A 24,387-nucleotide genomic window follows, 5' to 3' on the forward strand; every position below is an offset into this window, starting at 1 on the left:
GAGGATGTGGCTAGGATGGCTGCGTCGGTCATGCCCCCGAAATGCGCCGGTCCTGGCCCGCCCAATAGGGCTCTCGAAGCTTTGAACGAAGCACCTTTCCGACATTGCTCAACGGCAGTGGCTCGGCGGTAAAAACGACCTTGCTTGGCTTTTTTGCGGAGCCCAGACGCTGGCGCACCAAATCTATTATCTCGGTCTCCGTGATTTGTGCTCCGGGCTTGACACGCACCATTGCAAGCGGCGTTTCACCCCATTTTTCATGGGGCACGCCAAAGACCGCGACCTCGAGTACACCGGGATGGTCGGCAATTACGTTTTCGATTTCGGTGGGATAGATATTGAAGCCGCCTGACACGATCATGTCGTTGTTGCGATCGAGCAGATACAAAAATCCGTTTGTGTCGATCATGCCGACATCGCCGGTTTTGACCCAGCCATCTTCCATGCGCCGGGCGGTTTCCTCCGGATCGTTCCAGAATTCCTCCATCTGGCCATTTTCGAACCGTGCGACGATCTCGCCGGGCTCGTTTGGTCCCAGCACCTTTCCGTCCTCGTTACGGATTTCGATATCGGCGCCACTCATGGGACGTCCGACCGCCCGAATTGGGGCAGAACCTTCAAATTCGCCGAACCACTCGTTGGGCCCCATAGACGCGATGGGCAGGATTTCGGTCTGTCCATAGCCCGAATGAAGAACATGATTCCCGAATATCTGGCACGACTTGCGAAGCGTCGGCTCGGAGATCGGCGCTGAAGCACTCAGCAGAAACTTCAAATTCGGAAAGTGGCGGCCATATGCCCCGTCGTGATGCACTATGGCATTGAGCATGGTGGGGGCTACAAAGGCATGGCTGATCCGTTCCTGCTCGAGAGTGTCAAGAAAGGACGCTGGATCGAAGCCGTCCATCATCACGTTGCGGGCGCCGCAATACCAGGCCGGCACGAACAGGAAGCCCGATGCATGGGACAACGGGCCGACATGCAGAATGGCATCCCCTGGGGCCACTTGGGGGCCGATGCTGAAAAATGCGGCGGAGATCGTCATCCATGAACGGTGCCGATAGGCAACGCCCTTGGGTTTGCCCGTCGTGCCGCCGGTGTGGCGGATGACACAATAGTCCTCCGGCGCGACGACGGGATCAGGATCCCGGTCCGAGGCTGTCGCCAACCAATTCTCATAGTTGTGATCGCGGATAATGATCCGCTCAAGCGTCGGAGCTTGGGCATCCAGCCCCGCCAACTCCGAAGCCAATGCCTCATCGACCAGCGCCAACCGAGATCCGGTACTCGCGATCATATGGGCGTGCGCTTCACATCGGTTGCGCGCATAGAGAGGAACACGCGTATAGTTTCCAATGGCAGCCGCCAGTATGATGTCGGCGGCCTCGATGGAGTTCTTCTCCAGCGTAGCAATCCGGTCACCCGGTTGAAGGCCGCACTCCGCAAGAGCATTTGCGAGCTTCACGCCGCGCAACCAGGCTTCCGAGAAAGTCAACCGCCTGTGGCCGTGAACGAGAGCCTCTTGCTGGGCGAAATAACGTGCGGCGCGACGTATTTGCGTACGGACGTCCATCAGCCGCGCTCCTCTAAGGCGCTCGCCCACAATGGCGCAGTCGACACATAATAAACTGACATGCGATAGGCCTCTCCGGACTTCTTTTCGTAAGCATCTGTGTCTGCAGCATTGATCCAATCGTCCAATTCAATATTCTGCGATGCTATTCTTGCTGCTCATATTATCGTGCCGGATCATGTCGGCGGCTTTCTCGCCGATCATGATGCAGGTTGCATTGGTGTTGCCGTTGACGATTGATGGCATGATCGAGGCATCGGCCACGCGGATATTTGCGAGGCCGTGAACGCGCAGGCGGTTGTCGACCACCGCCATCTCGTCGGTGCCCATCTTGCATGTTCCCACCGGATGATAAGCATGATTGGCTTCTGCCCGGATATAGGCGTCGATCTCTTCATCAGTTTCAAGGTAGCGGTCAGGATAGAGAGGCCGTTTCATCATCGCCTTCATGCGATCCGAATGCAGGATCTCCTGCACGACACGGAAGGCATTGCGCAACGTCTTGAGGTCGTCGGGATGACTCAAGAGATTGAGGTCAATCTTGGGATCGGATTCGGGGTTTGAGTCATGTAAGGCAACCCAGCCGCGGCTCTTTGGGCGCCCAATATTGAGAATGATCGTATAGCCCCATTTCGTCATCAGCTTGTAGTCGCGCGCATGGTCGCGATAGGCGAGCGGCACGACATGGACCTGGCAGTCCGCCCGGTTCTGCCCCGGCGCGGATCGCAAGAAACCGCCTGCAGCCGTGGGCGGCGATGCCAGCCAGCTTTTCCTTTGCGTGAGATACTGGAATAGGTCTCGCACGGTCTTGAGCGCGCCAACGACATTGAGTGCGATCCCGAGCCGCTTCTTCGACTGGTAGACCAGCATCAGGTCAGGATGGTCGTGAAGATTCTGGCCGACACCGGGAATATCATGAATCACTTCGATTCCATGCTTCTCCAACTCATCACGCGGTCCGATACCGGAAAGCATCAACAGTTGGGGCGAATTATAGGCGCCGCCGCTGACAATGACTTCCTTTTCGCACGGGATCGTCTTCAACTGCCCGTCCTGGGAATACTCGACTGCCACCGCGCGGTTGCCCTCAAACCTGATACGATGGACGCGGGCATGTACTTCGACGCGGAGGTTGCCGCGCCTGCCCATCACCGGATCAAGGTAACACGCCTTCACGCTGGCGCGCTTCCCGTCCTTCACGGTAAACTGATAGATGCCGACACCTTCCTGGCTGGCACCATTGAAGTCCGGATTGGCTTGATGGTCCAGTCCAGTCGCCGCCTCGATGAAAGCATCATAGACATCGAATTCGCGCTTGCCGTTGGATACGTGAAGCGGTCCCGACGAGCCGTGAAACTCATCCTCACCGCGCTCATTATTCTCAGCCTTGCGGAAATAGGACAGGACATCGTTGTAACCCCAGCCGTCGTTGCCGAGTTCGGCCCAGTGGTCGAAATCCGACCGGTCGCCGCGGATATAGACCATCCCGTTCATACCGCTCGATCCACCCAGCATCTTCCCGCGCGGATTGTAGAGGCGGCGGTCGTTGAGCGCCTTTGAAGGGTCGGTGTTGAACCGCCAGTTGAGCGTATTGATCCGATAGTCTTGGATCAGCGCCGCAAAAGCGCCGGGCGTGGACACAAGCGGCGAGGTGCCTGGGCCGCCTGCCTCGAGCAGGCAAACGGTGACATCGGGGTCCTCGGACAACCGGCTGGCGATAACGCCGCCCGACGACCCACCTCCAATAATTACATAGTCAGCCATTTGCTTCCCTTGTCATTCGACCCATGCTGGCGACCCGGCGTCATGCAACATGCCAGCATCAACCGCCGCAGCCACGTCAGAGGATCTTTTCGAAGATGTTGAGTAGTCCTTCGGTCTTGCTCGAATAGGGTGGCAGAAGTTGACCAAGCAGGCTGAGTTTCGGCTGAGAGAACACCGGCTTGTAATGAGTGAAGCGCTCGAAACTGGCGACGCCGGTATAGGCACCGATGCCGCTCTGTCCGATGCCACCGAAAGGCAGCCGGCGCTGGAAGACGTGCATGACCGTGCCGTTGAGAGTCACGCCGCCAGCGTGCGTTTCGGAAATGATCTTGCGCCGTTCCTCACTTTCGTCGCCAAAATAATAGAGCGCCAGCGGGCGCTCATGCCGGTTTACGTAGCGAATGAGCTCGTCTTCGGAGCGATATGGCATGATCGGCAGGATCGGTCCGAAAATCTCCTCCTGCATCATCGCCATGTCATCGGTAACGTCGAGAACCGCCAACGGCACGATCCGATGCCGTTCAGGAAGCGTTCCATCGCCGTTGTCCGAGAGGTTGAGCACCGTCGCGCCCTTGGCTTCGGCATCATCGAGCAAACCTTGGAGCCGCGCGAACTGTCGGTCATTGATGATACTGGTGAAATCGGGGTTGCTTGCCGCGTTGGGGTAGCATTTGGCAACCTGAGCGCGGAGTGCGGCGACGAAGCTTTCCATCTGATCGACATGGACGAAGGCATAGTCAGCGGCGATGCAGGTCTGGCCGGCGTTGAGCAGCTTGCCGAACACTAAGCTTTCACAGACTTGTGCAAGCGATGCACCCTTGCCCACGATGGCAGGGCATTTGCCGCCAAGTTCCAGAGTAACAGGTGTAAGGTTGGCAGCCGCCGCTTCATAGACTTTGCGGCCAACCGCGGGTGAACCGGTGAAGAGAATATGGTCGAAAGGTAGGGCCGTCATCGCCTGTGCCATGTCGGGCCCGCCCTGGACAATCGCGAATTCCTCTTCGGCGAAATACCGGCGCACAAGCCGCTCGCTGGCTTCGGCGGCGTTGGCGGAAACTTCGCTCGGCTTTGCGATCACGCGGTTGCCGGCCGCCAATGCACCGGCCGCGCCAACGAATATGGTGCCGAGCGGATAGTTCCACGTGCCGAGAACGCCCACCACACCTAGGGGCTGGGGGACCAGGCGCGATGAACCGGGAAGGCCGAAGATGTCAGTCTTCACCCGCCGCGGCCTCAGCCACGTCTTCAGATTGCGGCGCGCAAATTTAATTTCCGATATGCCAAGCATCAGGTCGAGCAGGATAGTCTCGTAGCGGGATCGAATGCCGAAATCGGCGGCAACGGCATCGACCAATTCGTCTCTGTGCTGCTCAAATATCCGGCCAAGGCGCCCGAGCAGGTCCATGCGTTCTTCGTAGCTGCGCGAAACCTGCTCACGCGTCCCTTCGCGTTGGGTCGCGAAAATTCGTTCCAGCTCAGTTCTGTTCCGAGACGCATCCACGTTAAATCGTCCGGAGGCGCGCTGGCCGCTCGGCGCTGCTCGCCTGGGCGGTGCTTTCAGCTGCGCCGATCTCAGTGATCACAGCGCGCTCGATTCTGTACGCCGTGCCGATGAATGAGGGACCGTTGCCGGTGGAACGCATCATGGATACTCCTCGGTCTGAAAGTCAGGTCGAAAAAATCGGGGGCAGCGGGCGGGAGAGGATGCCCGCCGCCCCCGTCGCAGCAGCGATCAGAACTTGACTGTCGCTTCGACGCCATAAGTGCGCGGCATGCCGCGGTTCAGATAATCGTAGCCGAACACGTTGAGGTTGAGGCCGTAGGTGTAGTAATATTTGTCGAACAGATTCTTCGCCCACAAGCTAACCGACATATTGTCGTGCGCATAGGTTAATCGCGCATTGGCGAGCCAGTAGCCCGGATTTGCGCATGTAATCGCCTTACCCGCGAGCGTTATGTTCGATCCCGCTGGGGGTGTATCGCACGGTGTCTGCCCATAATTCTTGAACGGATCAAAATAGTACTTGCCCATGTAGGACGCATCACCGCGCAAGGTCAGCTTGTTGGTGCCGTCATCGATCATATCCCAGTCGAATCCGGCCTGGAACGTAACCTCCGGCGCGTTCGGGAAGGGATTGCCGTTGACGTTCAATGTCGGGCTGGCCGGGTTTGCCGGATCGATCACATTGCCTTTGTACTTGCTGTTGAGATAGCCCAGCGAAGCATCGAAACGCAACGTATCGGCCACCTGCCAGGCGAGTTCGGCCTCGCCACCGAACAGGCGACCATTGGCGCTGCGCGTGAAGGTTGTAGCGCCGACCACCTGCGTTACTTGGTGATTCGAATACTCGTAGTAGAAGCCCGCGAGGTTAAGTTGGACGCGGCGATCGAACAGCCGGGTTTTGAGCCCCGCCTCATATGCATTCACCTTTTCAGGCTGGATATAATAGACTTGATTGACGCCCTGATAGGCAAGCCCGTTGAAGCTGCCGCTGCGGTAACCGCGACTGTACTGGAGATAGCCCATGATATCATCGGCGAACTCATAGCTGACATTGATACGGCCGGTTAGCCTGTTTGCCTTTTCGCGCTGCTCAAGCGGCGCGAGATTGGGGTTGTATGGATTGCTGTAGGGGATCAGGTTGACAACCGGCGTCGTACCGTCGAGCGCATAGAGGAAAGTGCTGCCGTTAAGGTAATTGACCTTATCCTGGGTGTAGCGTGCACCCACCGCCACGGTCAGCCGCTCGGTCGCTTTCCAGGTTACGTCGCCGTAGATCGCCTTCGAGGGGCGCGACACGTCAAAACGCTGTTCGCCGAGGATCGGGGTGAACGGAGGCGCGCCTGCCCCGGCGCAGCCCGCCGAAAAGCTACCCCCCATGCCGCCATTGCCCGTATTATTGATCGCGATGTCGGTCTGGAGTGCAATCAGCGAGCGTGCATCAAGGAAGCCGTTGGGATTGATCTCGATCGCGTCGCAGAATCCGGCATCGCCAGGCCCCAACGCCGGATTGGCGGCAAAGGCTGGGATATAGCGGATCGCGTCGGGCGTTCCGATTGCGGCGTTATTGTAGCTGCCCGGAAGACCGGCGCCAAGCAGCAGCGGCCTCAGCGCCCCGAAAAAGTCCGGGTAGTTGACCGTCTTGACCTTGTCCCTGCCATAATAAAGGCCGGCAATGATATCGAGGCGGTCGTTCGAATAGCTGAAACGCAGGTCCTGGTTGAAATTCTTGCTCGTCGACGTGTAGCCGATCGAGCAGAGATCGGCTGGGCCGCCATCGCAATCATCAGGATTGTTGATATAGTCGCCGGTGTCGTAGCCGGTAATCGAGGTGACGGAGAATTGGTCGCTGACATCCCATTTGATGTTGAGGGCTATCCCTTTCGACTTGCTGATGTTCTTACCTACCCGATCAACTGCGACCTCATTGTCACGCAGCAACCGCCCGCCTAGGAAAGGTTGCGGATCGTAACGCGAATAGCCGAGCGCATCCTGCCCGCCCGCGAGTTGACCACCTGCATAGGGCGCGGTGCCCCATGGATCGTCCTTCGCGGCATAGAGCTTCAAATTGATGTCGAGATCGGGATCGGGCCGGAAGCGGATCGAGATGCGACCGCCGATCGTATCGGTGGTCCCTAGGTCGCGCTCATTCCCAGGCAGTACATTGCGCTGCCAACCATCCCCTTTTGCAAAAGTACCGGCGACGCGGACGCCCAAGATGTCGGGAACCAGCGTCGCTTCAGCGGCGCCCTGCACCGTGAAAGTGTCGTAATTGGCATAGCCGGCGGTCAGATAGCCATTGGCCTCTCCCAGATCCGGCTTGCGCGTGAAGAAGCTGATCGCGCCACCCGTGGTGTTGCGACCGTAGAGTGTTCCTTGCGGTCCGCGCAGTACCTCGACCCGGTCGATGTCATAGAGTTGCAGGCCATGGCTCGCCCGGAAGCTCTGATAGACTTCATCGACATAGACGCCAACCGGCGACGCAGTGGAGGCGGAAAATTCGTTCGCCACTGAAATCCCGCGCAGCGAGAAATTCGGTTGGGTGCGACCATAGGGAGTGGTGACTTGCAGGCTGGGGATCGCGCCCATCAAGTCTGAGGTCTCCGTGATGCCGCGCGTGCGCAGCGTCTCGCCGCCTATGGCGGAAACGGCGGCTGGAACATCCTGCAAATTCTGTTCGCGCTTCTGCGCCGTGACGACGATTGTCTCAAGGCCACCTTCCTGCGCCTCGGGCTTTTCGCCCTGCGATGCAGCGTCCTGGGCATGTGCCGGCACTGCAAGCGCACACGCGATCGATAGCGCGGTGGCACAAAGCAAATTTGTCCTAAAGGCTGTGACCATGACTGTCCTCCCCACGGCATTTTTTGATTTGGCGCCATTTGCCGCGCCTTGGGGCTCATCGTCCAATTCAATTTGTTGGCGAACTATTCCTCCCACTCATTGATTAAGGACTGATGAGCCTGCACCGCTGACGCTTCGTGGCGACGCAAATAACCCCATATATTTCATTGAATTAGTCACGCTGAGCGCGTCCATCGGGACGGATGCGCGCGTTCTGCTCGCCCCAATCGAGCCCTTCCAGACGATGTATCGGCGTAATTGGCGGTCCCGGCGGTTTCCCTTGTCGAGTTGCAAGGGGAATCAGCTATGATGAGATGTAGTGAGATACGGTTTCTTGGAGTTCATTCTACTATTCGCGGATGCATCTAAGTAGCTGATATTTCTAACAACTATGGCAGAAAACCGCGCCTCTAAATCGGCGGTTCTGACTTTTGAGGCTCATCGCGAAGCCGCCCGAAGGGGGCGTTGCCAATACGGCTGTCTCTGGTCGCTTGGTGGCAGGTGCTGGATGGGAGCGGAACAGCGCATGAATTGTGAGAACTCGATAGGATTCTTCTCGACATTCGACACTGCGGTTGCCGCGTCGATCACGTCGGCCCAGTCTTGGAGCATCCGCCTTCGCGGTGTGAGATAGAGCGCACTGTTGTAAGCGCCGCGCACCTCATCCTCGTCCTCGTGAGCGAGCGCCATCTCGATCCAATCCGGCTTGTAGCGTTCGGCTTCGTTCGCCCAGGTCGAGCCGAGCCCCCTAAACCCATGTACCGTCTGCCGATGGAGATACCCCATCCGATAACAGGCATAGATCATGGTGTTCTCGGAAATAGACTTTCCAGGCTTGGCTCCGGGAAAGAGGAACGCATCGTTCGTCGCCTGCAAGCGGCGCTGAACGATCATTGCGGCCTGGCGGGACAGCGGAACAAGATGCTCACGTTCCATCTTCATGCGCTCCGGCGACAGACGCCATAGCGGGTTCGGTCCATAGAGATCCTCGAACTCGTCCCTGGCCGCGAAGCGGGTTTCGCTGGTTCGGACCCATGTGAGCAAGGTGAACAGCAGCGCGTCACGGGTGATCTCGCGGCGGCGCGGCGTGTCCTCGCCGTCATAGGCGAAGATCGCTCGCACCAGCTTCGGAAACTCCGCGAGCGGCACGCGCGCCATGTGCCTGACGGGCGGCTTGGGCTTGAGCGCATCGTTGAGGCCGAGCGTCGGATCGATGGTCGCCCAGCCGCTCGCGATCGCGAAGCGATAGATCTGGCTGACGTTCTGCTTGAGGCGACGGGCGATATCGAGGGCGCCGCGCGCTTCGACCGCGCGGATCATCTCGAGAATCTCGGGCGGGTCGATTTCCGTGATCGGACGCTTCCCGATGACCGGAAAGACGTCGCGCTCCATCCGGTTGATGACGCGCAGGGCATGGGCCGAGTCCAGCCCTTCAATACGATTGGCGTGCCAGGCCCGCGCAATCTCTTCGAACAGCTTGAGCGCGGCCCTCTGCTTCTTCGCCCGCTTCCTGGCCTCGGCGGGGTCCTCACCCTGATCGAGCAGCCGCTTGGCTTCGGTCCGCTTCTCGCGGGCGATCGCCAGCGTGACGGTCGGATATTTGCCGAAGCTCAGCAGTTTTTCCTTGCCGTCGAAGCGGTATTTCAGGCGCCAGAGCTTCGATCCGTTCGGCTGGACGAGCAGGTGCAGGCCTTCTCCATCGGACAGCTTGTAGGGGCGCTGCCGCTTGGTGGCGTATTTGACCTCAAGTTCTTTCAAAGCCATCTGGGGGTATCGCCTGTTTTGGGGACAGCCGAAAAATACCCCCAAAATACCCCCAATCCAAATCGCCGTGGGTGGCCGCAGCCGGTCGCACCGGGACGCCGGCGTACGCAACGGGACGCGAAAAATATTTGATTTTCCTCGAAAAATGTCTGCCAGTGGCCTCAGTGGGTCACTGGTGGACAATCCGGGTTGGTAGCGGAGGAGGGACTCGAACCCCCGACACGCGGATTATGATTCCGCTGCTCTAACCAGCTGAGCTACTCCGCCCCACAGGGCCGCCTCGACGGGCGAGCAGCGCCTATAGGCAGGGTGCTGGCGCGGGTCAATATCATGTGCGATCCCCGCGAAAATTCCGGGCGAAGGCGGCTTCCCACGGGCCGCCGCGATAGTGGTGGGCGGCAAGCCCAGTGATCGCCAGGGAGCGCGGCACGAAATCGGCGGTGAGTTCGGCGAGCAGAGCGCGCGCTTCGCTGGGCGCAACCTTGTTCTGAACCGTGATGTGGAGCCGCGGCGTCCCCTGATCCTGCGCGGTCAGCATGCCGGTGAAATGTTCGGCGATGCGTTCGCGGATCGCGAGCAAGTCGGGGCTGTCGATGCGATAGGCGACGCCTTTGCCGAGCGAATAGACCTCACGCAGCCGCGCAACGGGCGGCGGGGTGTCGGCGGCGATGCGGCGGATCAGCCCGTCGAGTTCGTCCAGCGCCGATGGCGGCAGCTGATGAAACAGCGTGATATGCGCGGTCAGATAGTTGCGCTCGGGCGGAAAATGCGCCGCGCGCAGATTGTCGAAGAAACGCTGGTCGGCCGCACCCATCGTCGCGGTCACGATGATGGGTGCGGCGCCAGCGGCCCGATCGGGAGGAGGGATGGCCGGGCCGCCTATTGGTCTAGGCCGCCTGTGCCAGCTTGCCGCGATAGGGATTCGCCTTCACCCACTCGAGCGCCTTTTCGGGGGTCGATTCGACATAGGGATCGCTGTCGGTGCCGACATCGTTGATGCCAGGTTCGACGAACATCTGAACCACGATGCCGTCATCGACGATCGCGGTGTAGCGCCAGCTGCGCATGCCGAAACCGACATGATCCTTGTTGATCAACATGCCCATACGGCGCGTGAACGCGCCCGAGCCGTCGGGGACCATCTTGACGTTCTGGACGCCTAGGCTCTTGCCCCAATTGTACATCACGAACGCGTCGTTGACGCTGATGCAATGGATGTCCGTGACACCTTCAGCGGTGAAATCGCCATAAAGGCGCTCGAAACCCGGGCACTGCTCGTTCGAGCAGGTCGGGGTGTAGGCGCCCGGCAGGCCGAACAGGATGTGACGACCGGTGCCAAAAGCTTCGCCGGTGTCGACGTCCTGCCAGCGGAACGGGTTCGGGCCGTCGACAGCCTCGTCGCGGACGCGCGTCTTGAGGGTCACGGCGGGAACGGGTTGATTGATCATGGGAGAGAATCCTTTCTGTGGGATTTTTGTGCAGCGCACCAAAAGCAGACCGGCGGACGCGGGTCAAATCGAGTGGGCCGCTTATATTGATTGGGTCAGACGATCAGAGCGCGGACCAAAAGCGATGCAGTGCCGCCGCGACCTCTGCGGGTCGCTCGGCGATCGCCCAATGCCCTGCCCCGTCGATGACGGTGAGCGGGATGCCGGTGTTCGCGCTGAAGCGCTGTGCCACCGACAGTTGCACATATGGGTCGTCGGCGCCCCAGATCAACGCCCCTTGCGCAGGCAATTTGCCGATATCGCGCGCCCAGTCATGTTTGAAACTGAGCCCCTTGGCCGATCGATAGAGTTTCAGGATCGCGCGGCGTTTGTCCTTGTTCTGCCACTGCTCCGCCTCTTCGGCGGCGATGTCAGCAGGCATGCCCTGCGCCGCCAATCCCTCCGCCAGCTTCGCTGGCTGGCTCAGCGCCATGAAGATTTCGCCGAGGATCGGGGTGTTCCAGATCCGCGCGACGCGGTGGCCGCGATAGTCGGGATCGATCACCGCGTTCGAGATCGCCCAACTGCGCAGCAGATCGGGACGCAGCATCGCGACGCGCTGGGCAATCAGCGCGCCCCAGTCATGGCCGATAACGTCGATCGGGCCGTGCGCGACGAACAACGCTTCGGCTTGTCCGATTGCCCAGTCGGCATAGGCTTCCTTGGTGGCCGGGAATCCCCCGGGCAGCGGCGCGGTGAAGCCGGGGAGCGCCGGAACCGCGACGGGCGTGTCGCCCAAATCGAGTGCGGCGAGCAGCGGGCGCCAGATTGCGGGGCTGTCGGGGACGCCGTGGAGAAAGAGTTTGGCGGTCATATCGTTTCTCCGTCGCCCCCGTGGAGGCGGAGGCCACTGTCGTTCTTGCCAATCGCCGACGGGATAAGCCGCCAACGGCCCCCGCCTTCGCGGGGGCGACGTGTACGCCTGTTACTCCATCTCCCCGCGATCCCGGCGCAGCTGATACCATTTCTGCACATTGGCATTATGTTCGGACAGCGTCCGCGCGAAGATGTGGCCGCCGTCGCCTTTCGCGACAAAGAACAGATAGTCGGTCGGCTCGGGATCGAGCACGGCGGCGATCGAGGCTTTGCCGGGGTTGGCGATCGGTCCCTTGGGCAGGCCGATCATGCTGTAGGTGTTGTAATCATTCACCGCCTGAATTTCGGAACGCAGGATGCGGCGGCCGAGCGGTTTGCCCTTGGTGAGCGGGTAGATGATCGTCGGGTCGGCCTGGAGCCGCATGCCGACCGCGAGGCGGTTGGTATAGACGCCGGCGACGGTGCGGCGTTCGGCGGGGACGCCGGTTTCCTTCTCGACGATCGAGGCGAGCGTGATCGCCTGGTTGCGGTCCTTGGCGGCGGTGCGCGGGGTGCGCTTGGCCCAGAGTTCGTTGAACGCCTTGTCCATCGCCGCCTGCATGCGTTTGACGACCGCGGCACGGCTTTCGCCGGTGGTGAAGGCGTAGCTGTCGGGCAGGATGCTGCCCTCGGCCGGCACAGGGATTTCGCCGGTCAGCCGCTTTTCGGCCATCAGCCGCTCCCACACCATGATCGACGGCATACCTTCGGGAATCATGACGAGGCGCTGGATCGTCTTGCCCGACTGGAACAGTTCGAGGATGTCTCCCGCGTCCATCCCCTTTTCGATCTGGTACTCGCCGGGTTTGATCGGATCGTCGGAGGCGAAGAAGCGCGCTTCGTTGCGGAAGCTGGAGGCAGAGACGGCGCCTGCGTCCTCCAGGATTTCACCAGCTTTGGCGATGCTGGCGCCCTGCGGAATCACCACGACGGTATCCGCAGGCGCGCCGCCCGAGCAGGCGGCGAGCAGGAGGGCCAAGATTGCCATCGTCAGCCAGCGGAACGGATACACCTGATTCTCCCGTCAGTCGGATGCCGCTGCTAAAGCCACAAAAGCCCCGCATGTGCAGCGTCCTTTTGTGTCCTTTGTGGCTTTAAGCGAAGCCTCGGCAAGCTCCCGGCTGCTAAAGCATGGCGGAGAAATGTAGGAAAGAGGTTTTGCTCCTTCCTGTGGCGAAGCCATGGGGAGGTGGCAGCGCGGAGCGTTGACGGAGGGGCTTTGCCGCCGCCGTCGTTGCCCCTCCACCACCCGCTTCGCGGGCGGTCTCCCTACCCATGGCTTCGCGACAGGGAGGATATGAGTCTAATCGATCGCTTTGACGATCACACTCGCATTGGTGCCGCCGAAGCCAAAGCTGTTGTTCAGCGCCGCCTTGACTGGGCGCTTTTTCGCGGTGTGCGGAACGAGGTCGACGCCGTCGGTGCCTTCATCGGGATTGTCGAGGTTGAGCGTCGGCGGGACAATCTGGTCGCGGATCGCGAGGATGCAGAAGATCGTTTCGACCGCCCCGGCGCCGCCGAGCAGGTGGCCGATCGCCGATTTGGTCGAGCTCATCGACACGTCGCCGATCGCGTTGCCGAACAGGCGCTTGACCGCGCCGAGTTCGATCGTATCGGCCATCGTCGAGGTGCCGTGGGCGTTGATATAGTCGATGTCCGACGGGGCCATGCCCGCTTTCTTGAGCGCCATTTCCATCGAGCGGAATGCGCCCGACCCTTCGGGGTGCGGCGCGGTGACGTGATAGGCGTCGCCCGACAGGCCGTAACCGACGACTTCGGCGTAAATTTTCGCGCCGCGCGCTTTGGCATGTTCATATTCTTCGAGCACGACGACCCCCGCGCCCTCGCCCATCACGAACCCGTCGCGGTCTTTGTCATAGGGGCGGCTCGCCGCTTCGGGGCGGTCGTTGTAGCTCATGTTGAGCGCGCGTGCCTGCGCAAAGCCCGCAATGCCGATCGGACAGATCGTCGCCTCGGCGCCGCCCGCGAGCATGATGTCGGCGTCGTCGTCACGGATCATCCGCGCCGCATCGCCGATCGAATGCGCGCCGGTCGAACAAGCGGTGACGACGGCGTGGTTCGGTCCCATCAGCCCATATTTGATGCTGACCTGGCCCGAAATCAGGTTGATCAGGCGGCCGTGGACGAAGTGCGGGCTGACGCGGCCCGGACCCTTTTCGGCGAGCAGCAGACTTTCGCTCTCGATGCCCGGCAGGCCGCCGATGCCCGACCCGATCGAACAGCCGGCGCGCAGCTTCTGCGCTTCGGTCATGTCCTCGAGACCCGCGTCCTCGATCGCCTGCCCCGCGGCGTCGATGCCATAAATGATGAAGGGATCGACCTGGCGCTGCACCTTGTGATCGACGCGCTTGCCGGGATCGAAGCCATATTCATGGTCCGGCCCCTTCACCTCGCACGCGATCGTGCATTTATAGTCGGAGGCGTCGAAATGGGTGATCTGACCCGCGCCAGATTTGCCCGCGAGCAAATTGGCCCATGTGGTTTCCACATCGGCGCCCAGCGGCGTCACCAAACCCAATCCCGTCACCACAACCCGGCGCATAGTCATTCCTTTCGTCGGCCCCCGCCCCCGCAGGCGCCCGCATCATTGTAGTTCGCGCGCTTCTAGAGGACGCGTGCGCATAAAAAAAGCTCCCCGGTCGCTGCGCACGAGCGCTCGAGACCGGGGAGCCGGAATTGCGTGGACGGCGTCGCCGCCGAATCCGGCAACGCCGGACAGGCTGGATCAGCCCTTGTTCGCTTCGATATAGTCGATCGCGTCCTTGACGGTGGCGATCTTTTCCGCCGCGTCGTCGGGGATTTCGACGCCGAATTCTTCCTCGAACGCCATCACCAGTTCGACGATGTCGAGGCTGTCGGCACCCAGATCATCGATGAAGCTTGCTTCTTCGGTCACCTTGTCGGCTTCGACGCCCAGATGTTCGACGACGATCTTCTTAACCTTTTCGGCCGAATCGCTCATGCGCTATTCCTTTTCTGACTAAGCCGTGAATGTTGGGATTTGCCCTAGTGTCCGTGGACGGGGCTGGCAAGAGGGCTGGTATCGACCAGTTCCTCCTCCGCCGCGCTATAGGCGGAACGCCTCCCTTTCTGTCCGCTGGGTACCTGCGTCACGAAATAGGCCGTGCCGGTGCCGGCTTCAAGATCGTACCAAAGCCCCGAGCGCAATCCATAGGCATCGCCCGAATGGCCCAGCCGCCGCCGTCCATCGCCGAACAGGTCGTCGCGGCACCCCGGCCCGGTCGCGGCACCGGTGCCCGTGCTGTGTATCGCAGCGCCATATTCGCAGAAGAATCCGTCGGTTCCCTCGCCGGTCGCCGGACGCACCGGTGCCATGACCTCCAGCCGGGCGAGGCTATCTGCTTTCAGAAACCCGTCGCCGCGGCGCAGCAGCATGACGCCGATCCTGGCCAGTCCGTTCGCCGAGATGCGCAGGCCGCCTTGCGGGCTGAACCCGGCGCCATGGCGGGCAAGGCGATAGGTACCAAGATCGCAGCTGCCGTCGCGAGCGGGAACAACGGGGCAGGCAGGGCGCTCGCCCCTCATGTCGTCGCGGACGACCGCGCCGTCGGCGCCGTAGAGCACCACCGCGCGCCCTACCGCGGCGTCGCTACATGTCGGCCAGTTGAAACAGGCGTCGATGCCGAGCGGGCGCAGCACCAGCCGCGCCATTGCCTGGTCGAACCGCTCACCCGTTGCACCTTCAATCGCGGCTGCGACGACCGGATAGTTGAGATTGGCATAGACGAAATCGCCGCCCGGTTGGCGCGGTGCGTCCCACGCGGCGGGGTTCTGGAGCGCCGTTTCGAGATCGGCATCCAGCGGCAGCGCATAATCGACCCGATCCGCGAGCCCGGAGCGATGGCCGAGCAGTTGTGCCAAGGTAATCGGCTGGTCGGGATAGTCCGGATGACGAAGCCGCCAGCCGAGATAGTCCGACACATCGCGGTCGAGATCGAGCCGCCCCTGCTCGGCCAGCCGCAGCACGCCAAGCGCGACGACGAGTTTCGACACCGATGCTATGCGTACCGGGTCATCCGGCGTCAGCGCGCGTCCGGTCGCCCGGTCCGCCTGACCGACGACCACGCGCGTTTCGACCGTTCCCGCACGGTCGAAATGCACCACCACCGCGGCCGGCGGTGGGGGCGGGGAGGCGAGCAAGGCGAGGGCGAGCAGCATCAGGCCGTTCTGATCAGCCCATATCAGCGCGTCAAGTCGCAGGCGTGGCCGGAACAACCCCCGAATCGCGCAGCGCTGCGGACGCCCGCTGGATCACCAAGGGGGTGATCATGAAACGACTGAGCACGGTTTCGGGCGCGGCGTTGGCCGGTTGGCGGGTATAGGCCAGCAGACGGCGCCATTGCGCCTGGCCCGCCGCGACATCCCCCTGCCGCGCCAGGACGATGGCCCGGACCATTATATATTGCGGCTCCATGGTGCTGGGTGACGGCATCTGATCGAGCACCGCGAGCGCTTCGGCCTGGTCATCGCGCTGCGACAGGATGAATGCCAGCGTGACCGCCGGAACGCCGGGGTAGCTGTCGTCGAGCGCCAGCGAACGGCGGAGCAGCGCTTCTCCCTCCACCGCCTGCCCGCAGGTGATTTTGAACAGGCCCAGAAAGCCCGCAATATCGGGGTTATAGGGATTGAGCCGCCGCGCGGCTTCGCCCATCGTATTTCCCGCCGGACAATTGCCGGCATAATAGTTTGCGCGCGCCATCGCGAAAAGTCCGGCCGTCGAACTGGGGCTGCTTTCATAGGCCTGCAACGCCAGCGCGCGGGCTTCGGCAAAGGCTTCGCGCCCCGCGGGAGATGCCCGCTGCGGCTGCCAGTCCCCAAACCGGAGTAGCGACAGCGCGGCGAGCGCGACGGGATTGCGGTTGTCGCGCTCCAACTGCGCGCGGAGGCAGGCATCAACCTGCTTGGCCCCGGCGGGATTGCGCAGCTGGCGCAACCGGTTGAACTGGGCCAGGCAGGGAAAGCCGGGCGCAAAATTGTCGGGCTGGCGCTCCACCTGATCGCGCACGATGACGCCATAATCGCCCGCAATTTGTGCGATCAAGGGTTCCATCGCAGCGAACTGCGGCGTTTCCGCGTCGGCTGCGCGGACCTGCTGCGACCAGATCGCGCGCTGATCGGCGAGGCGGTTCAGCACCAAAGTCACCTCGACATTGCCTTCCAGATCGCGGACAAGCGAGGTGTCGAGCCGATAATCGGCAGCGCGCCGCGCGGTGTCGCCGGGCACCTTTGAACTCAACAGATCGACCAGATCGAACCGCCGCAGACCGTCACGCAATTTGCCGTCCAGCGCCCGCGCAACCGCCCGCGACGCGGCCGTGCTACCGGAAACCGGGGCGCTCAATTCGAGCAACGGCACGGGCTTTGGATCGCTGACGAACAACCGGTCAGGTCCACTGCGCAACGACCATAGCGCAACGACGGCAACGGCGAACAAGAGCAGCGCAACAACCCAGCGGCCATAGCGCGGGCCACCTACATGGGCCTGGCCGGTATCGCCGGGGGCGCGCGGCGCGCCTGGCCCGTCCATGTCGGCGGCGGTCTTGACGTCATGCGCGGTGGCCGCGTCGTCGCCCGACCGCGACGGCGGCGCGATCCGCCGCTGGACGACGATCTCATAGCTGCCCTGCGGGACACGCAAGCGATGGATCCACGGCGTGTCGGCATAATAGCGGTCGAGCAAACTGCGCAGCCGTCCGACCATGACACGCGGATAGCTGTCGACCGCGGGATCGAAATCTGCGCTGCGGCCCAGCGCTTCGGTCGCGATCGCATAGGCCTTGGGCGAACTGCGCCCGCCGCGTAACCGATGCTCGACCAGAAATTGCAGCAGCCGCGTCAACACCGGCGACCGCACGAACATCGGGGATTCGAGCAGTCGCTCCAACTCCTCGGCAATAATCCGTTCTGTCTCGCCGGGATTCTGCGTCTCGTTCGCGTTCGCGTGGTCCATGCTACCCTCAAATGCCCACGGCGGGCGGTGCGGGTGATACGCCATTCAACAAGCGCGACCAGTCCTTGTTACGCCGACGTAACGGTAACAGGCGCACGCAGCAGCATATCAGAAGCTTGGACCTTCGCCAATCAGCATGGACAAAATTTGAAACATAGTGAACAAAAGCTTATCAAATGGCGACATTGCGGCATGTGACCCCTTGTAACTGCCACATATTCGAAACCCTGTCATTCTGGGGACATCGCGTCCCTCCTACAACGGCGCGATGTTGAGACGGGCAAGTGAAGGGCGCGAGCTGGTCCCTGGCGTTCTTCAGACCTTCCGCCCGCCTCAGTTCAAGACTTCGCCGGGTGGACCGACAGCCCCACCTGTCGCCCGCCCGGCAAGTCGATCGTGAAGGTCTGGACCCCGACCGGACCCCGCTGCGCTCAAGCCGAACCGATTCGGAAAACGCACAGCTTGTTGCCGTCGAGATCGCGGAAATAGGCCGCGTAAAACGCCTGTTCGCCCTCGTCACCGCGCACCCCCGGCGGGCCTTCGCACGCGCCGCCCAGGTCCAGCGCCTTGGCGTGGAGCGCATCGACCTTGGCGCGCTCGTCGACGACGATCGCGGCCATATGCCCGTTCCCGGCGTGCATCGGCTGGCCGTCATAGGGCCGCGTCACCGCGATGCCGGGCTGCCCCCAACTGGTCGCATAAAGGGTAAAGCCATTGTCTTCGTCCGACATCCGCATCAATTCGCTGGCGCCGATCGTACCGAGCAGCGCCGCATAAAATTCGCGCGCCCGGTCGATATCGTCGGTTCCCATCGTCACATAGCCCAGCATTTTCGATCTCCTCCTACGTCGATACGACAAGGGCGCCAGCTTTGCTGACGCCCCGATCGATTGACAATTACCTCGCGGATCAAGTCGTTGCGGTTCAGGTCGTCGCGGGTGCCTTGCACGGGCCGGTGTGGGTGCTGGTCATCTGCATGACCATTTCCATGTCGCCGCCGGTCGGCACCTTGCCCTTGGTCGTGATCGTGACATCCGATTTCTTGGCCTCCATCGTGCCGTTCATTGCCATATCGACCGTCTGGCCGTTGGCGGTGCAGGTGCCGGCGATGTCGATGGTGCCGCCCGCGATATTCTTTTTCGACCAGGTGCATTCGCCGCCATTGCCCGGGCCTTTGGCCAGTTCGGCGGCGATGTCTTCCTTGTCGACCTGTTCCTGCGTGAAGCACTGGTCCATGCCGCTGGCGCCTTCCATCATCTTGGCCATGCCATCCTTCATTTCGGGCGGCATACCCGGGACTTCGAACTTCACCAGCTTGACGTCGGTTTTCCAGTTGCCGGCTTCGCGCTTGACCGCGCCGCCGGCATTTTCGGCTTTGCCGCAGCCGGTTACCGCCAAGAGCGTGCCGACGGCTGCAATCGTCAAAATCTTTCTCATACCCTGTCTCCTGTGACTAGCCGCTGCCTGCTCTGTGGCGGACTGATTGCGATTGTGGACCCGCCCCATCGATACCATATTGGCAGCAATGGCAATTCAGATTCGTACATCGCTCGATGAAATCGACACGGCGGAGGGCTATGTCCCGCACCGTCCCGCCCGCCCCGACAAGGTGGAAGGGGGCAAGCGATTCGAACTGGTTAGCGATTATGAACCGGCGGGCGATCAGCCCACCGCGATCCGCGAGCTGGTCGATACCGCGCTGACCGGCGAGCGCGATCAGGTGCTGCTGGGCGTCACGGGGTCGGGCAAGACCTTTACCATGGCGAAAGTCATCGACGAATTGCAGCGCCCAGCGCTAATCCTGGCGCCCAACAAGATCCTCGCGGCGCAGCTCTATGGCGAATTCAAGAGCTTCTTTCCGAACAATGCGGTCGAGTATTTCGTCAGCTACTACGACTATTACCAACCCGAGGCCTATGTGCCGCGGTCGGACACCTATATCGAGAAGGAAAGCTCGGTAAACGAAGCGATCGACCGGATGCGCCATTCGGCAACGCGCGCTCTGCTCGAACGCGACGATGTGATCATCGTCGCGTCGGTGTCATGCCTGTACGGCATCGGGTCGGTAGAAACCTATTCGGCGATGATCTTCGACCTCAAGAAGGGCCAGGTCGCCGATAATCGTGAGATCATCCGCAAGCTCGTCGCGCTCCAATACAAGCGCAACGACCAGGCATTCGCGCGCGGCAATTTCCGCGTCCGCGGAGACAATCTTGAGATTTTCCCGTCGCATTATGAAGATATGGCGTGGCGGATCAGCTTCTTCGGCGACGAGATCGAGGAGATCACCGAGTTCGATCCGCTGACCGGCAAGAAGATTGCGAACCTCAATTCGGTCCGCATTTATGCCAACAGCCATTATGTAACGCCCGGCCCGACGCTCAAGCAGGCGTCGGAGGCGATCAAACATGAGCTGACCGAGCGGCTCAAGGAGCTGGAGGCCGAGGGCCGCCTGCTCGAGGCCCAGCGGCTGGAGCAGCGCACCAATTTCGACCTCGAAATGATCGCCGCGACGGGCAGCTGCGCCGGGATCGAGAATTACAGCCGCTTCCTGACCGGCCGCTTGCCCGGCGAGCCGCCGCCAACCCTGTTCGAATATCTGCCCGACAATGCCCTGCTCTTCGTCGACGAGAGCCATCAGACGATCCCCCAGATCGGCGCGATGTCAAAGGGCGATCATCGCCGCAAGATCACGCTCGCCGAATATGGCTTCCGCCTGCCGAGTTGTATCGACAACCGCCCGCTGCGCTTTGCCGAATGGGACATGATGCGGCCGCAGACGGTCAGCGTGTCGGCGACCCCCGGCACCTGGGAAATGGACCGCACCCAAGGCGTGTTCGCCGAACAGGTGATCCGTCCCACCGGGCTGATCGACCCGCCGGTCGAGATCAAGCCGGTCGAGGAGCAGGTCGACGACCTGATCGTCGAGGCGAAAAAGACCGCCGCGGCGGGATACCGCACGCTGGTGACGACGCTGACCAAGCGGATGGCCGAGGACCTGACCGAATTCCTCCACGAAGCGGGGATGAAGGTACGTTATATGCACAGCGACATCGAGACGCTGGAGCGCATCGAGATCATCCGCGACCTGCGGCTGGGCGTGTTCGACGTCTTGATCGGGATCAACCTGCTGCGCGAGGGGCTCGACATTCCCGAATGCGGCCTGGTCGCGATCCTCGACGCCGACAAGGAGGGGTTCCTGCGGAGCGAGACATCGCTGGTCCAGACGATCGGCCGCGCCGCGCGCAACGTCGACGGCCGCGTCATCCTCTACGCCGACCGCATCACCGGCAGCATGGAACGCGCGATGCGCGAAACCGACCGCCGCCGCGAAAAACAGCGCGCCTATAACGAAGAACATGGCATCACCCCGACGACGATCAAGCGCAACATCGGCGACATCATCGCGCATGTCGCGTCGAAGGACGGCGTTGTCATCGACATCGGCGACGACAAGCCGACGCACATGGTCGGGCATAATCTGCGCGCGTATATCCAGGACCTGGAAAAACGGATGCGCGATGCGGCGGCGGATCTGGAATTCGAGGAAGCCGGACGGTTGCGCGATGAAATCCGCAAGCTGGAGGCCGACGAGTTGGGATTGCCCGCGGGCGAGCAGGTCGCGCCGCGCGTCGGGCGGAGCAACGAGGGCAAGCCGGGGACGCGCAAAGGGCGGTTCGGGAAGCAGAGCAAGACGAAGTGGGGGCGATGATCTAATTTTACTATTCTTACTAATTGCGCTATATGCTCTCTATCTAGCAATTGGGGCGCATTATGCAGATCGATATAGATTTCGATGTTTTTAAGTCACTTACAGCACTTCGGCAGAGCGAAACCGACTCGTATAATGCCGTACTGCGGAGACTTTTGAAGCTATCGACTCCAAATGCAGAACCGTATGCCGCTGCAGCGAATGCCCTGCTTCCTGCGGCTGTTGAAACAGATCAATTGGCTGCGCCTGATCGTAACGCACTTGAGAATGTCGGCGGCATATTTGGCCTTCGATCAAATAGAATCCGTAGCAGCGAGAATGCTTTGGGTGCGCTGCTCGGGCGATACACAGGCGGCATTTGGCTCGGAAATGCTCATTTTCCTGAGGGAACCCAGTTCCGCGCTAACTACAAGGGCCAGACCTTTTTTGCCGAGGTCCGTGATGGCAAGTGGCTTGGCCAAGACGGCATATCAAGAACCAGTCCTTCAGAAGCGGCCAGCGCTATCACCGGAAACAACGTCAATGGGTGGCGATTTTGGTTCGTTCAAATGCCGGACGACGCTGCATGGCGCAGACTTGACGAGTTCAAGGCGTGAAGAAGGTCATTGACAAACCTGATCTTGTCCCATATAAAGGACAAGGCTTTTCGCTGGAGCAATCCGACGATTTCGCCCGCTGGCTGAAGAAGCTGCGCGACCGCGATGGGCGGCTGCGTATCATCAAACGTCTGCGGCGACTATCGGATGGACAGTTTGGCGACTGCCAGTCGGTGGGCGTTGGCGTGCACGAATTGCGCATGTTCTTTGGCCCCGGCTATCGCGTCTATTTCATCCAACAAGGCGACACGGTCATCGTGCTGCTGGCGGGTGGAGACAAGGACAGTCAGGCGAGCGACATTGCCCGCGCGAAGGCATTGGCGAAGGAGTTTGGTTTTGGGAACGAAGACGATCCCCTTTGATCCCGCCGACTATCTTTCGTCCGAAGCCGATATTGTCGATTATCTCAAAATCTGGATGGAAGACGGCTCGCCGCAGGAGATTGCGCGAGCAATTGGCGACATAGCCCGCTCAAAAGGTATGAGCGAGATCGCGCGAAAGTCGGGCCTTGGACGGCAAGCACTCTACAACGCGCTTTCCGAGAACGGCAATCCGACGCTTCAAACGCTGATGGCCGTTCTTGATGCCCTCGACCTTGAACTGTCAGTGCAGCCGAAGAGGGCCGCCTGAACCCGCTTCGACCAAAGCCCTGCTGTGACCGACAAGTGGCCTTGCCGCCTTCCCCGGTGCTGCATAGGGTGCGCCGCTTAAACGGGGAGAAATCAATATGAAATCGGGTCTTTCGCTTATCGCGCTGGCGCTTGCCGCTGCCGCGCCCTCCGTCCTCTACGCTCAGGACAACCCTGCCGATAAGCCCAAGGCCGAAAAGCCAGCCGATTACGAACCGCAGGTTCGCACCACCAAACTCTCCGGCACCTTCGGCGGCCAGCGGGTCAACTATGCCGCGACGATCGGCGAGACGATCATCAAGAACAAGGACGGCGTGGCCGAGGTTGCGGTGGTCACCACTTCCTATGTCAAGGAACCGCGCGATCCCAGCCGCCCGGTGACCTTCCTGTTCAACGGCGGCCCCGGTTCAGGCACCGTCTGGTTGATGATGGGGGCGTTCGGGCCGAAGCGCGTGGCAATCCCCGGCACCGGGGTCGACGATGGCGCGCCGCCCTATCCGATCGTCGATAACCCCGACGCCTTGATGGACGTGACTGACGTGGTGTTTATCGACCCGCCCGGCACCGGCTTCTCGCACCTGATCGGCAAGGCGGACCCCAAGGATTATTACGGAGTGACGCAGGACGCCAAGCTGGTGGCCGAGGTGATCCGCCGCTGGCTGAACGACAATGGCCGCTGGAACAGCCCAAAATATCTGGGCGGTGAAAGCTATGGCACGACGCGCTCGGCGGCGGTCGCCAATCAGTTGATGAACGCGACGTACAACGACGTTGCGCTGAACGGCATCATCCTGATTTCGACCGTGCTCGATTTTGCCGCGGGGTCGGACACCGCGGGCAACGAGCTGTCGTTCATCACCAACCTGCCCTCGATGGCGGTCACCGCGCTCTATCATGGCAAGGCGACTGGCGCCTTGCCCGAAGCCTTTGCCGAGGAAGCGCGGCAATGGGCGATCGGACCCTATGCCACCGCGCTGCTCAAGGGGCAGAAGTTGCAGGGCGAGGAGCGCGCCGCGATCCGCCGCGAACTGGCGCGCTTCACCGGCCTGTCCGAAACCTATCTCGACAGCGCCGACCTGCGCGTCACGCCGAGCCGTTTCTATAAGGAGCTACTGCGCGACCGCGGGCTGACCGTTGGGCGCCTCGACAGCCGCTACACCGGCAAGGATTATGACAGCGCCGGTGAAGAGCCCGACAACGATCCCAGCTTTTACGGCATCGACGCCAGCTATACCGCGGCCATCAACAGCTGGAGCCGCGACGGGCTGGGGTTCAAGACCGACCGCGAATATCAGTCAATCGGCGGCATCGGCGGGCAATGGGACTGGCGCATCGGCGGCCGCGACACCAACGCCTACCTCAACGTCGCGCCCTATATCGGGCAGGCCTTGCGCGAAAATTCGGGGCTGAAGGTACTCGTTGCGCAGGGCTATTATGATTTCGCGACGCCCTTTTTCGCCGCCGAATATGCGCTATCGCGCACCGGCATTCCGCAGGATCGCATTACCTACACTTACTATGGCGCGGGTCACATGATGTATATCCGCGACGAAGACCGCAGCAAATTGTCCGCGGATGTGCGGGCGTTTATTCGGGCGCGGTAGGATTGGGCCGGGGTTCGGCGTATGCGGACTTTAATCCTCCCTGTGGCGCAGCCATGGGGAGGGGGACCG

Annotated in this window: 21 protein-coding genes and 1 tRNA gene; 5 read left to right on the forward strand and 17 right to left on the reverse strand. The window is 61.4% G+C overall.

What is annotated here, in order from left to right; translation table 11 throughout:
* Positions 1 to 28 precede the first annotated feature (28 nt).
* The 17 genes from B4F07_RS09300 to B4F07_RS09380 form a co-directional block, all read right to left on the reverse strand.
* Complete coding sequence (locus B4F07_RS09300) at positions 29 to 1,573, reverse strand: class I adenylate-forming enzyme family protein (RefSeq protein WP_026108915.1); 1,545 nt, start codon at positions 1,571 to 1,573, stop codon at positions 29 to 31.
* Positions 1,574 to 1,702: 129 nt separating this feature from the next.
* The gene (locus tag B4F07_RS09305) at positions 1,703 to 3,337 is read right to left on the reverse strand and encodes a GMC family oxidoreductase (RefSeq protein ID WP_292923121.1); all 1,635 of its coding nucleotides are present in this window, start codon (positions 3,335 to 3,337) and stop codon (positions 1,703 to 1,705) included.
* A 76-nt stretch (positions 3,338 to 3,413) separates the two neighbouring features.
* Complete coding sequence (locus B4F07_RS09310; RefSeq protein WP_157228455.1) at positions 3,414 to 4,838, reverse strand: aldehyde dehydrogenase family protein; 1,425 nt, start codon at positions 4,836 to 4,838, stop codon at positions 3,414 to 3,416.
* A 1-nt stretch (position 4,839) separates the two neighbouring features.
* Complete coding sequence (locus B4F07_RS09315; RefSeq protein ID WP_168196078.1) at positions 4,840 to 4,983, reverse strand: hypothetical protein; 144 nt, start codon at positions 4,981 to 4,983, stop codon at positions 4,840 to 4,842.
* Between the two features lie 86 nt (positions 4,984 to 5,069).
* Complete coding sequence (locus B4F07_RS09320; protein ID WP_136176541.1) at positions 5,070 to 7,613, reverse strand: TonB-dependent receptor; 2,544 nt, start codon at positions 7,611 to 7,613, stop codon at positions 5,070 to 5,072.
* 504 nt (positions 7,614 to 8,117) lie between these two features.
* Positions 8,118 to 9,443 carry a tyrosine-type recombinase/integrase gene (locus tag B4F07_RS09325; protein WP_081095415.1) on the reverse strand — a complete coding sequence of 442 codons (1,326 nt, stop codon included), beginning with the start codon at positions 9,441 to 9,443 and terminating at the stop codon, positions 8,118 to 8,120.
* Positions 9,444 to 9,633: 190 nt separating this feature from the next.
* Positions 9,634 to 9,710 (reverse strand) — tRNA-Met (locus B4F07_RS09330).
* Between the two features lie 61 nt (positions 9,711 to 9,771).
* Positions 9,772 to 10,257 (reverse strand): 2'-5' RNA ligase family protein, encoded by a 486-nt coding sequence (locus tag B4F07_RS09335; RefSeq protein ID WP_293701813.1) that lies wholly within the window; start codon positions 10,255 to 10,257, stop codon positions 9,772 to 9,774.
* 73 nt (positions 10,258 to 10,330) lie between these two features.
* Positions 10,331 to 10,891, reverse strand: coding sequence for a peroxiredoxin (locus B4F07_RS09340; protein WP_293701331.1), 561 nt, complete (start codon positions 10,889 to 10,891; stop codon positions 10,331 to 10,333).
* A gap of 103 nt (positions 10,892 to 10,994) precedes the next feature.
* Positions 10,995 to 11,744: an alpha/beta fold hydrolase gene (locus tag B4F07_RS09345; protein ID WP_293701329.1), complete on the reverse strand. Its 750-nt coding sequence runs from the start codon at positions 11,742 to 11,744 to the stop codon at positions 10,995 to 10,997.
* A 111-nt stretch (positions 11,745 to 11,855) separates the two neighbouring features.
* Entirely contained in the window at positions 11,856 to 12,773 is a 918-nt protein-coding gene (gene mltG, locus B4F07_RS09350; protein ID WP_293701810.1) for an endolytic transglycosylase MltG, read from the reverse strand.
* Between the two features lie 315 nt (positions 12,774 to 13,088).
* Entirely contained in the window at positions 13,089 to 14,348 is a 1,260-nt protein-coding gene (gene fabF, locus B4F07_RS09355; protein WP_293701328.1) for a beta-ketoacyl-ACP synthase II, read from the reverse strand.
* 183 nt (positions 14,349 to 14,531) lie between these two features.
* Complete coding sequence (locus tag B4F07_RS09360) at positions 14,532 to 14,768, reverse strand: acyl carrier protein (protein ID WP_003039428.1); 237 nt, start codon at positions 14,766 to 14,768, stop codon at positions 14,532 to 14,534.
* A gap of 44 nt (positions 14,769 to 14,812) precedes the next feature.
* Entirely contained in the window at positions 14,813 to 15,985 is a 1,173-nt protein-coding gene (locus B4F07_RS09365; RefSeq protein WP_293701326.1) for a serine hydrolase domain-containing protein, read from the reverse strand.
* Between the two features lie 31 nt (positions 15,986 to 16,016).
* Complete coding sequence (locus tag B4F07_RS09370) at positions 16,017 to 17,777, reverse strand: tetratricopeptide repeat protein (RefSeq protein ID WP_293701325.1); 1,761 nt, start codon at positions 17,775 to 17,777, stop codon at positions 16,017 to 16,019.
* A gap of 431 nt (positions 17,778 to 18,208) precedes the next feature.
* Complete coding sequence (locus B4F07_RS09375) at positions 18,209 to 18,607, reverse strand: VOC family protein (RefSeq protein ID WP_293701323.1); 399 nt, start codon at positions 18,605 to 18,607, stop codon at positions 18,209 to 18,211.
* Positions 18,608 to 18,701: 94 nt separating this feature from the next.
* On the reverse strand, positions 18,702 to 19,214 hold the full coding sequence (locus B4F07_RS09380; protein WP_293701322.1) for a DUF3617 domain-containing protein: 513 nt from the start codon (positions 19,212 to 19,214) through the stop codon (positions 18,702 to 18,704).
* Between the two features lie 88 nt (positions 19,215 to 19,302).
* Between B4F07_RS09380 and uvrB the strand changes: the two genes are divergently transcribed.
* The 5 genes from uvrB to B4F07_RS09405 all read left to right on the forward strand — a co-directional run bounded on the left by uvrB (position 19,303) and on the right by B4F07_RS09405 (position 24,318).
* A complete protein-coding gene (uvrB, locus tag B4F07_RS09385) occupies positions 19,303 to 21,489 on the forward strand; it encodes an excinuclease ABC subunit UvrB (protein WP_293701320.1) in 2,187 nt (728 codons plus the stop codon).
* 62 nt (positions 21,490 to 21,551) lie between these two features.
* A complete protein-coding gene (locus tag B4F07_RS09390; protein ID WP_293701319.1) occupies positions 21,552 to 22,085 on the forward strand; it encodes a DUF4357 domain-containing protein in 534 nt (177 codons plus the stop codon).
* The gene (locus tag B4F07_RS09395; RefSeq protein ID WP_293701317.1) at positions 22,082 to 22,447 is read left to right on the forward strand and encodes a type II toxin-antitoxin system RelE/ParE family toxin; all 366 of its coding nucleotides are present in this window, start codon (positions 22,082 to 22,084) and stop codon (positions 22,445 to 22,447) included. Before B4F07_RS09390 ends, B4F07_RS09395 begins: the two co-directional genes overlap by 4 nt.
* The gene (locus B4F07_RS09400) at positions 22,422 to 22,715 is read left to right on the forward strand and encodes an addiction module antidote protein (protein WP_293701316.1); all 294 of its coding nucleotides are present in this window, start codon (positions 22,422 to 22,424) and stop codon (positions 22,713 to 22,715) included. The genes B4F07_RS09395 and B4F07_RS09400 overlap by 26 nt, the downstream gene beginning before the upstream one ends.
* 97 nt (positions 22,716 to 22,812) lie before the next feature.
* A complete protein-coding gene (locus tag B4F07_RS09405; RefSeq protein WP_293701314.1) occupies positions 22,813 to 24,318 on the forward strand; it encodes a S10 family peptidase in 1,506 nt (501 codons plus the stop codon).
* Positions 24,319 to 24,387 lie beyond the last annotated feature (69 nt).

The organism is Sphingopyxis sp. UBA6723 (assembly GCF_002454115.1).
Taxonomy (GTDB): domain Bacteria; phylum Pseudomonadota; class Alphaproteobacteria; order Sphingomonadales; family Sphingomonadaceae; genus Sphingopyxis.

Bases quoted from the DNA above. Each gene is read 5' to 3' on its own strand.
- B4F07_RS09390 (WP_293701319.1), top strand. From the start codon at position 21,552: ATGCAGATCGATATAGATTTCGATGTTTTTAAGTCACTTACAGCACTT.
- B4F07_RS09340 (WP_293701331.1), bottom strand. From the start codon at position 10,891: ATGATCAATCAACCCGTTCCCGCCGTGACCCTCAAGACGCGCGTCCGC.
- B4F07_RS09315 (WP_168196078.1), bottom strand. From the start codon at position 4,983: ATGATGCGTTCCACCGGCAACGGTCCCTCATTCATCGGCACGGCGTAC.
- fabF (WP_293701328.1), bottom strand. From the start codon at position 14,348: ATGCGCCGGGTTGTGGTGACGGGATTGGGTTTGGTGACGCCGCTGGGC.
- B4F07_RS09360 (WP_003039428.1), bottom strand. From the start codon at position 14,768: ATGAGCGATTCGGCCGAAAAGGTTAAGAAGATCGTCGTCGAACATCTG.
- B4F07_RS09405 (WP_293701314.1), top strand. From the start codon at position 22,813: ATGAAATCGGGTCTTTCGCTTATCGCGCTGGCGCTTGCCGCTGCCGCG.
- B4F07_RS09345 (WP_293701329.1), bottom strand. From the start codon at position 11,744: ATGACCGCCAAACTCTTTCTCCACGGCGTCCCCGACAGCCCCGCAATC.
- B4F07_RS09300 (WP_026108915.1), bottom strand. From the start codon at position 1,573: ATGGACGTCCGTACGCAAATACGTCGCGCCGCACGTTATTTCGCCCAG.
- B4F07_RS09380 (WP_293701322.1), bottom strand. From the start codon at position 19,214: ATGAGAAAGATTTTGACGATTGCAGCCGTCGGCACGCTCTTGGCGGTA.
- B4F07_RS09325 (WP_081095415.1), bottom strand. From the start codon at position 9,443: ATGGCTTTGAAAGAACTTGAGGTCAAATACGCCACCAAGCGGCAGCGC.
- uvrB (WP_293701320.1), top strand. From the start codon at position 19,303: ATGGCAATTCAGATTCGTACATCGCTCGATGAAATCGACACGGCGGAG.
- B4F07_RS09375 (WP_293701323.1), bottom strand. From the start codon at position 18,607: ATGCTGGGCTATGTGACGATGGGAACCGACGATATCGACCGGGCGCGC.
- B4F07_RS09365 (WP_293701326.1), bottom strand. From the start codon at position 15,985: ATGCTGCTCGCCCTCGCCTTGCTCGCCTCCCCGCCCCCACCGCCGGCC.
- mltG (WP_293701810.1), bottom strand. From the start codon at position 12,773: ATGGCAATCTTGGCCCTCCTGCTCGCCGCCTGCTCGGGCGGCGCGCCT.
- B4F07_RS09305 (WP_292923121.1), bottom strand. From the start codon at position 3,337: ATGGCTGACTATGTAATTATTGGAGGTGGGTCGTCGGGCGGCGTTATC.
- B4F07_RS09370 (WP_293701325.1), bottom strand. From the start codon at position 17,777: ATGGACCACGCGAACGCGAACGAGACGCAGAATCCCGGCGAGACAGAA.
- B4F07_RS09335 (WP_293701813.1), bottom strand. From the start codon at position 10,257: ATGGGTGCGGCCGACCAGCGTTTCTTCGACAATCTGCGCGCGGCGCAT.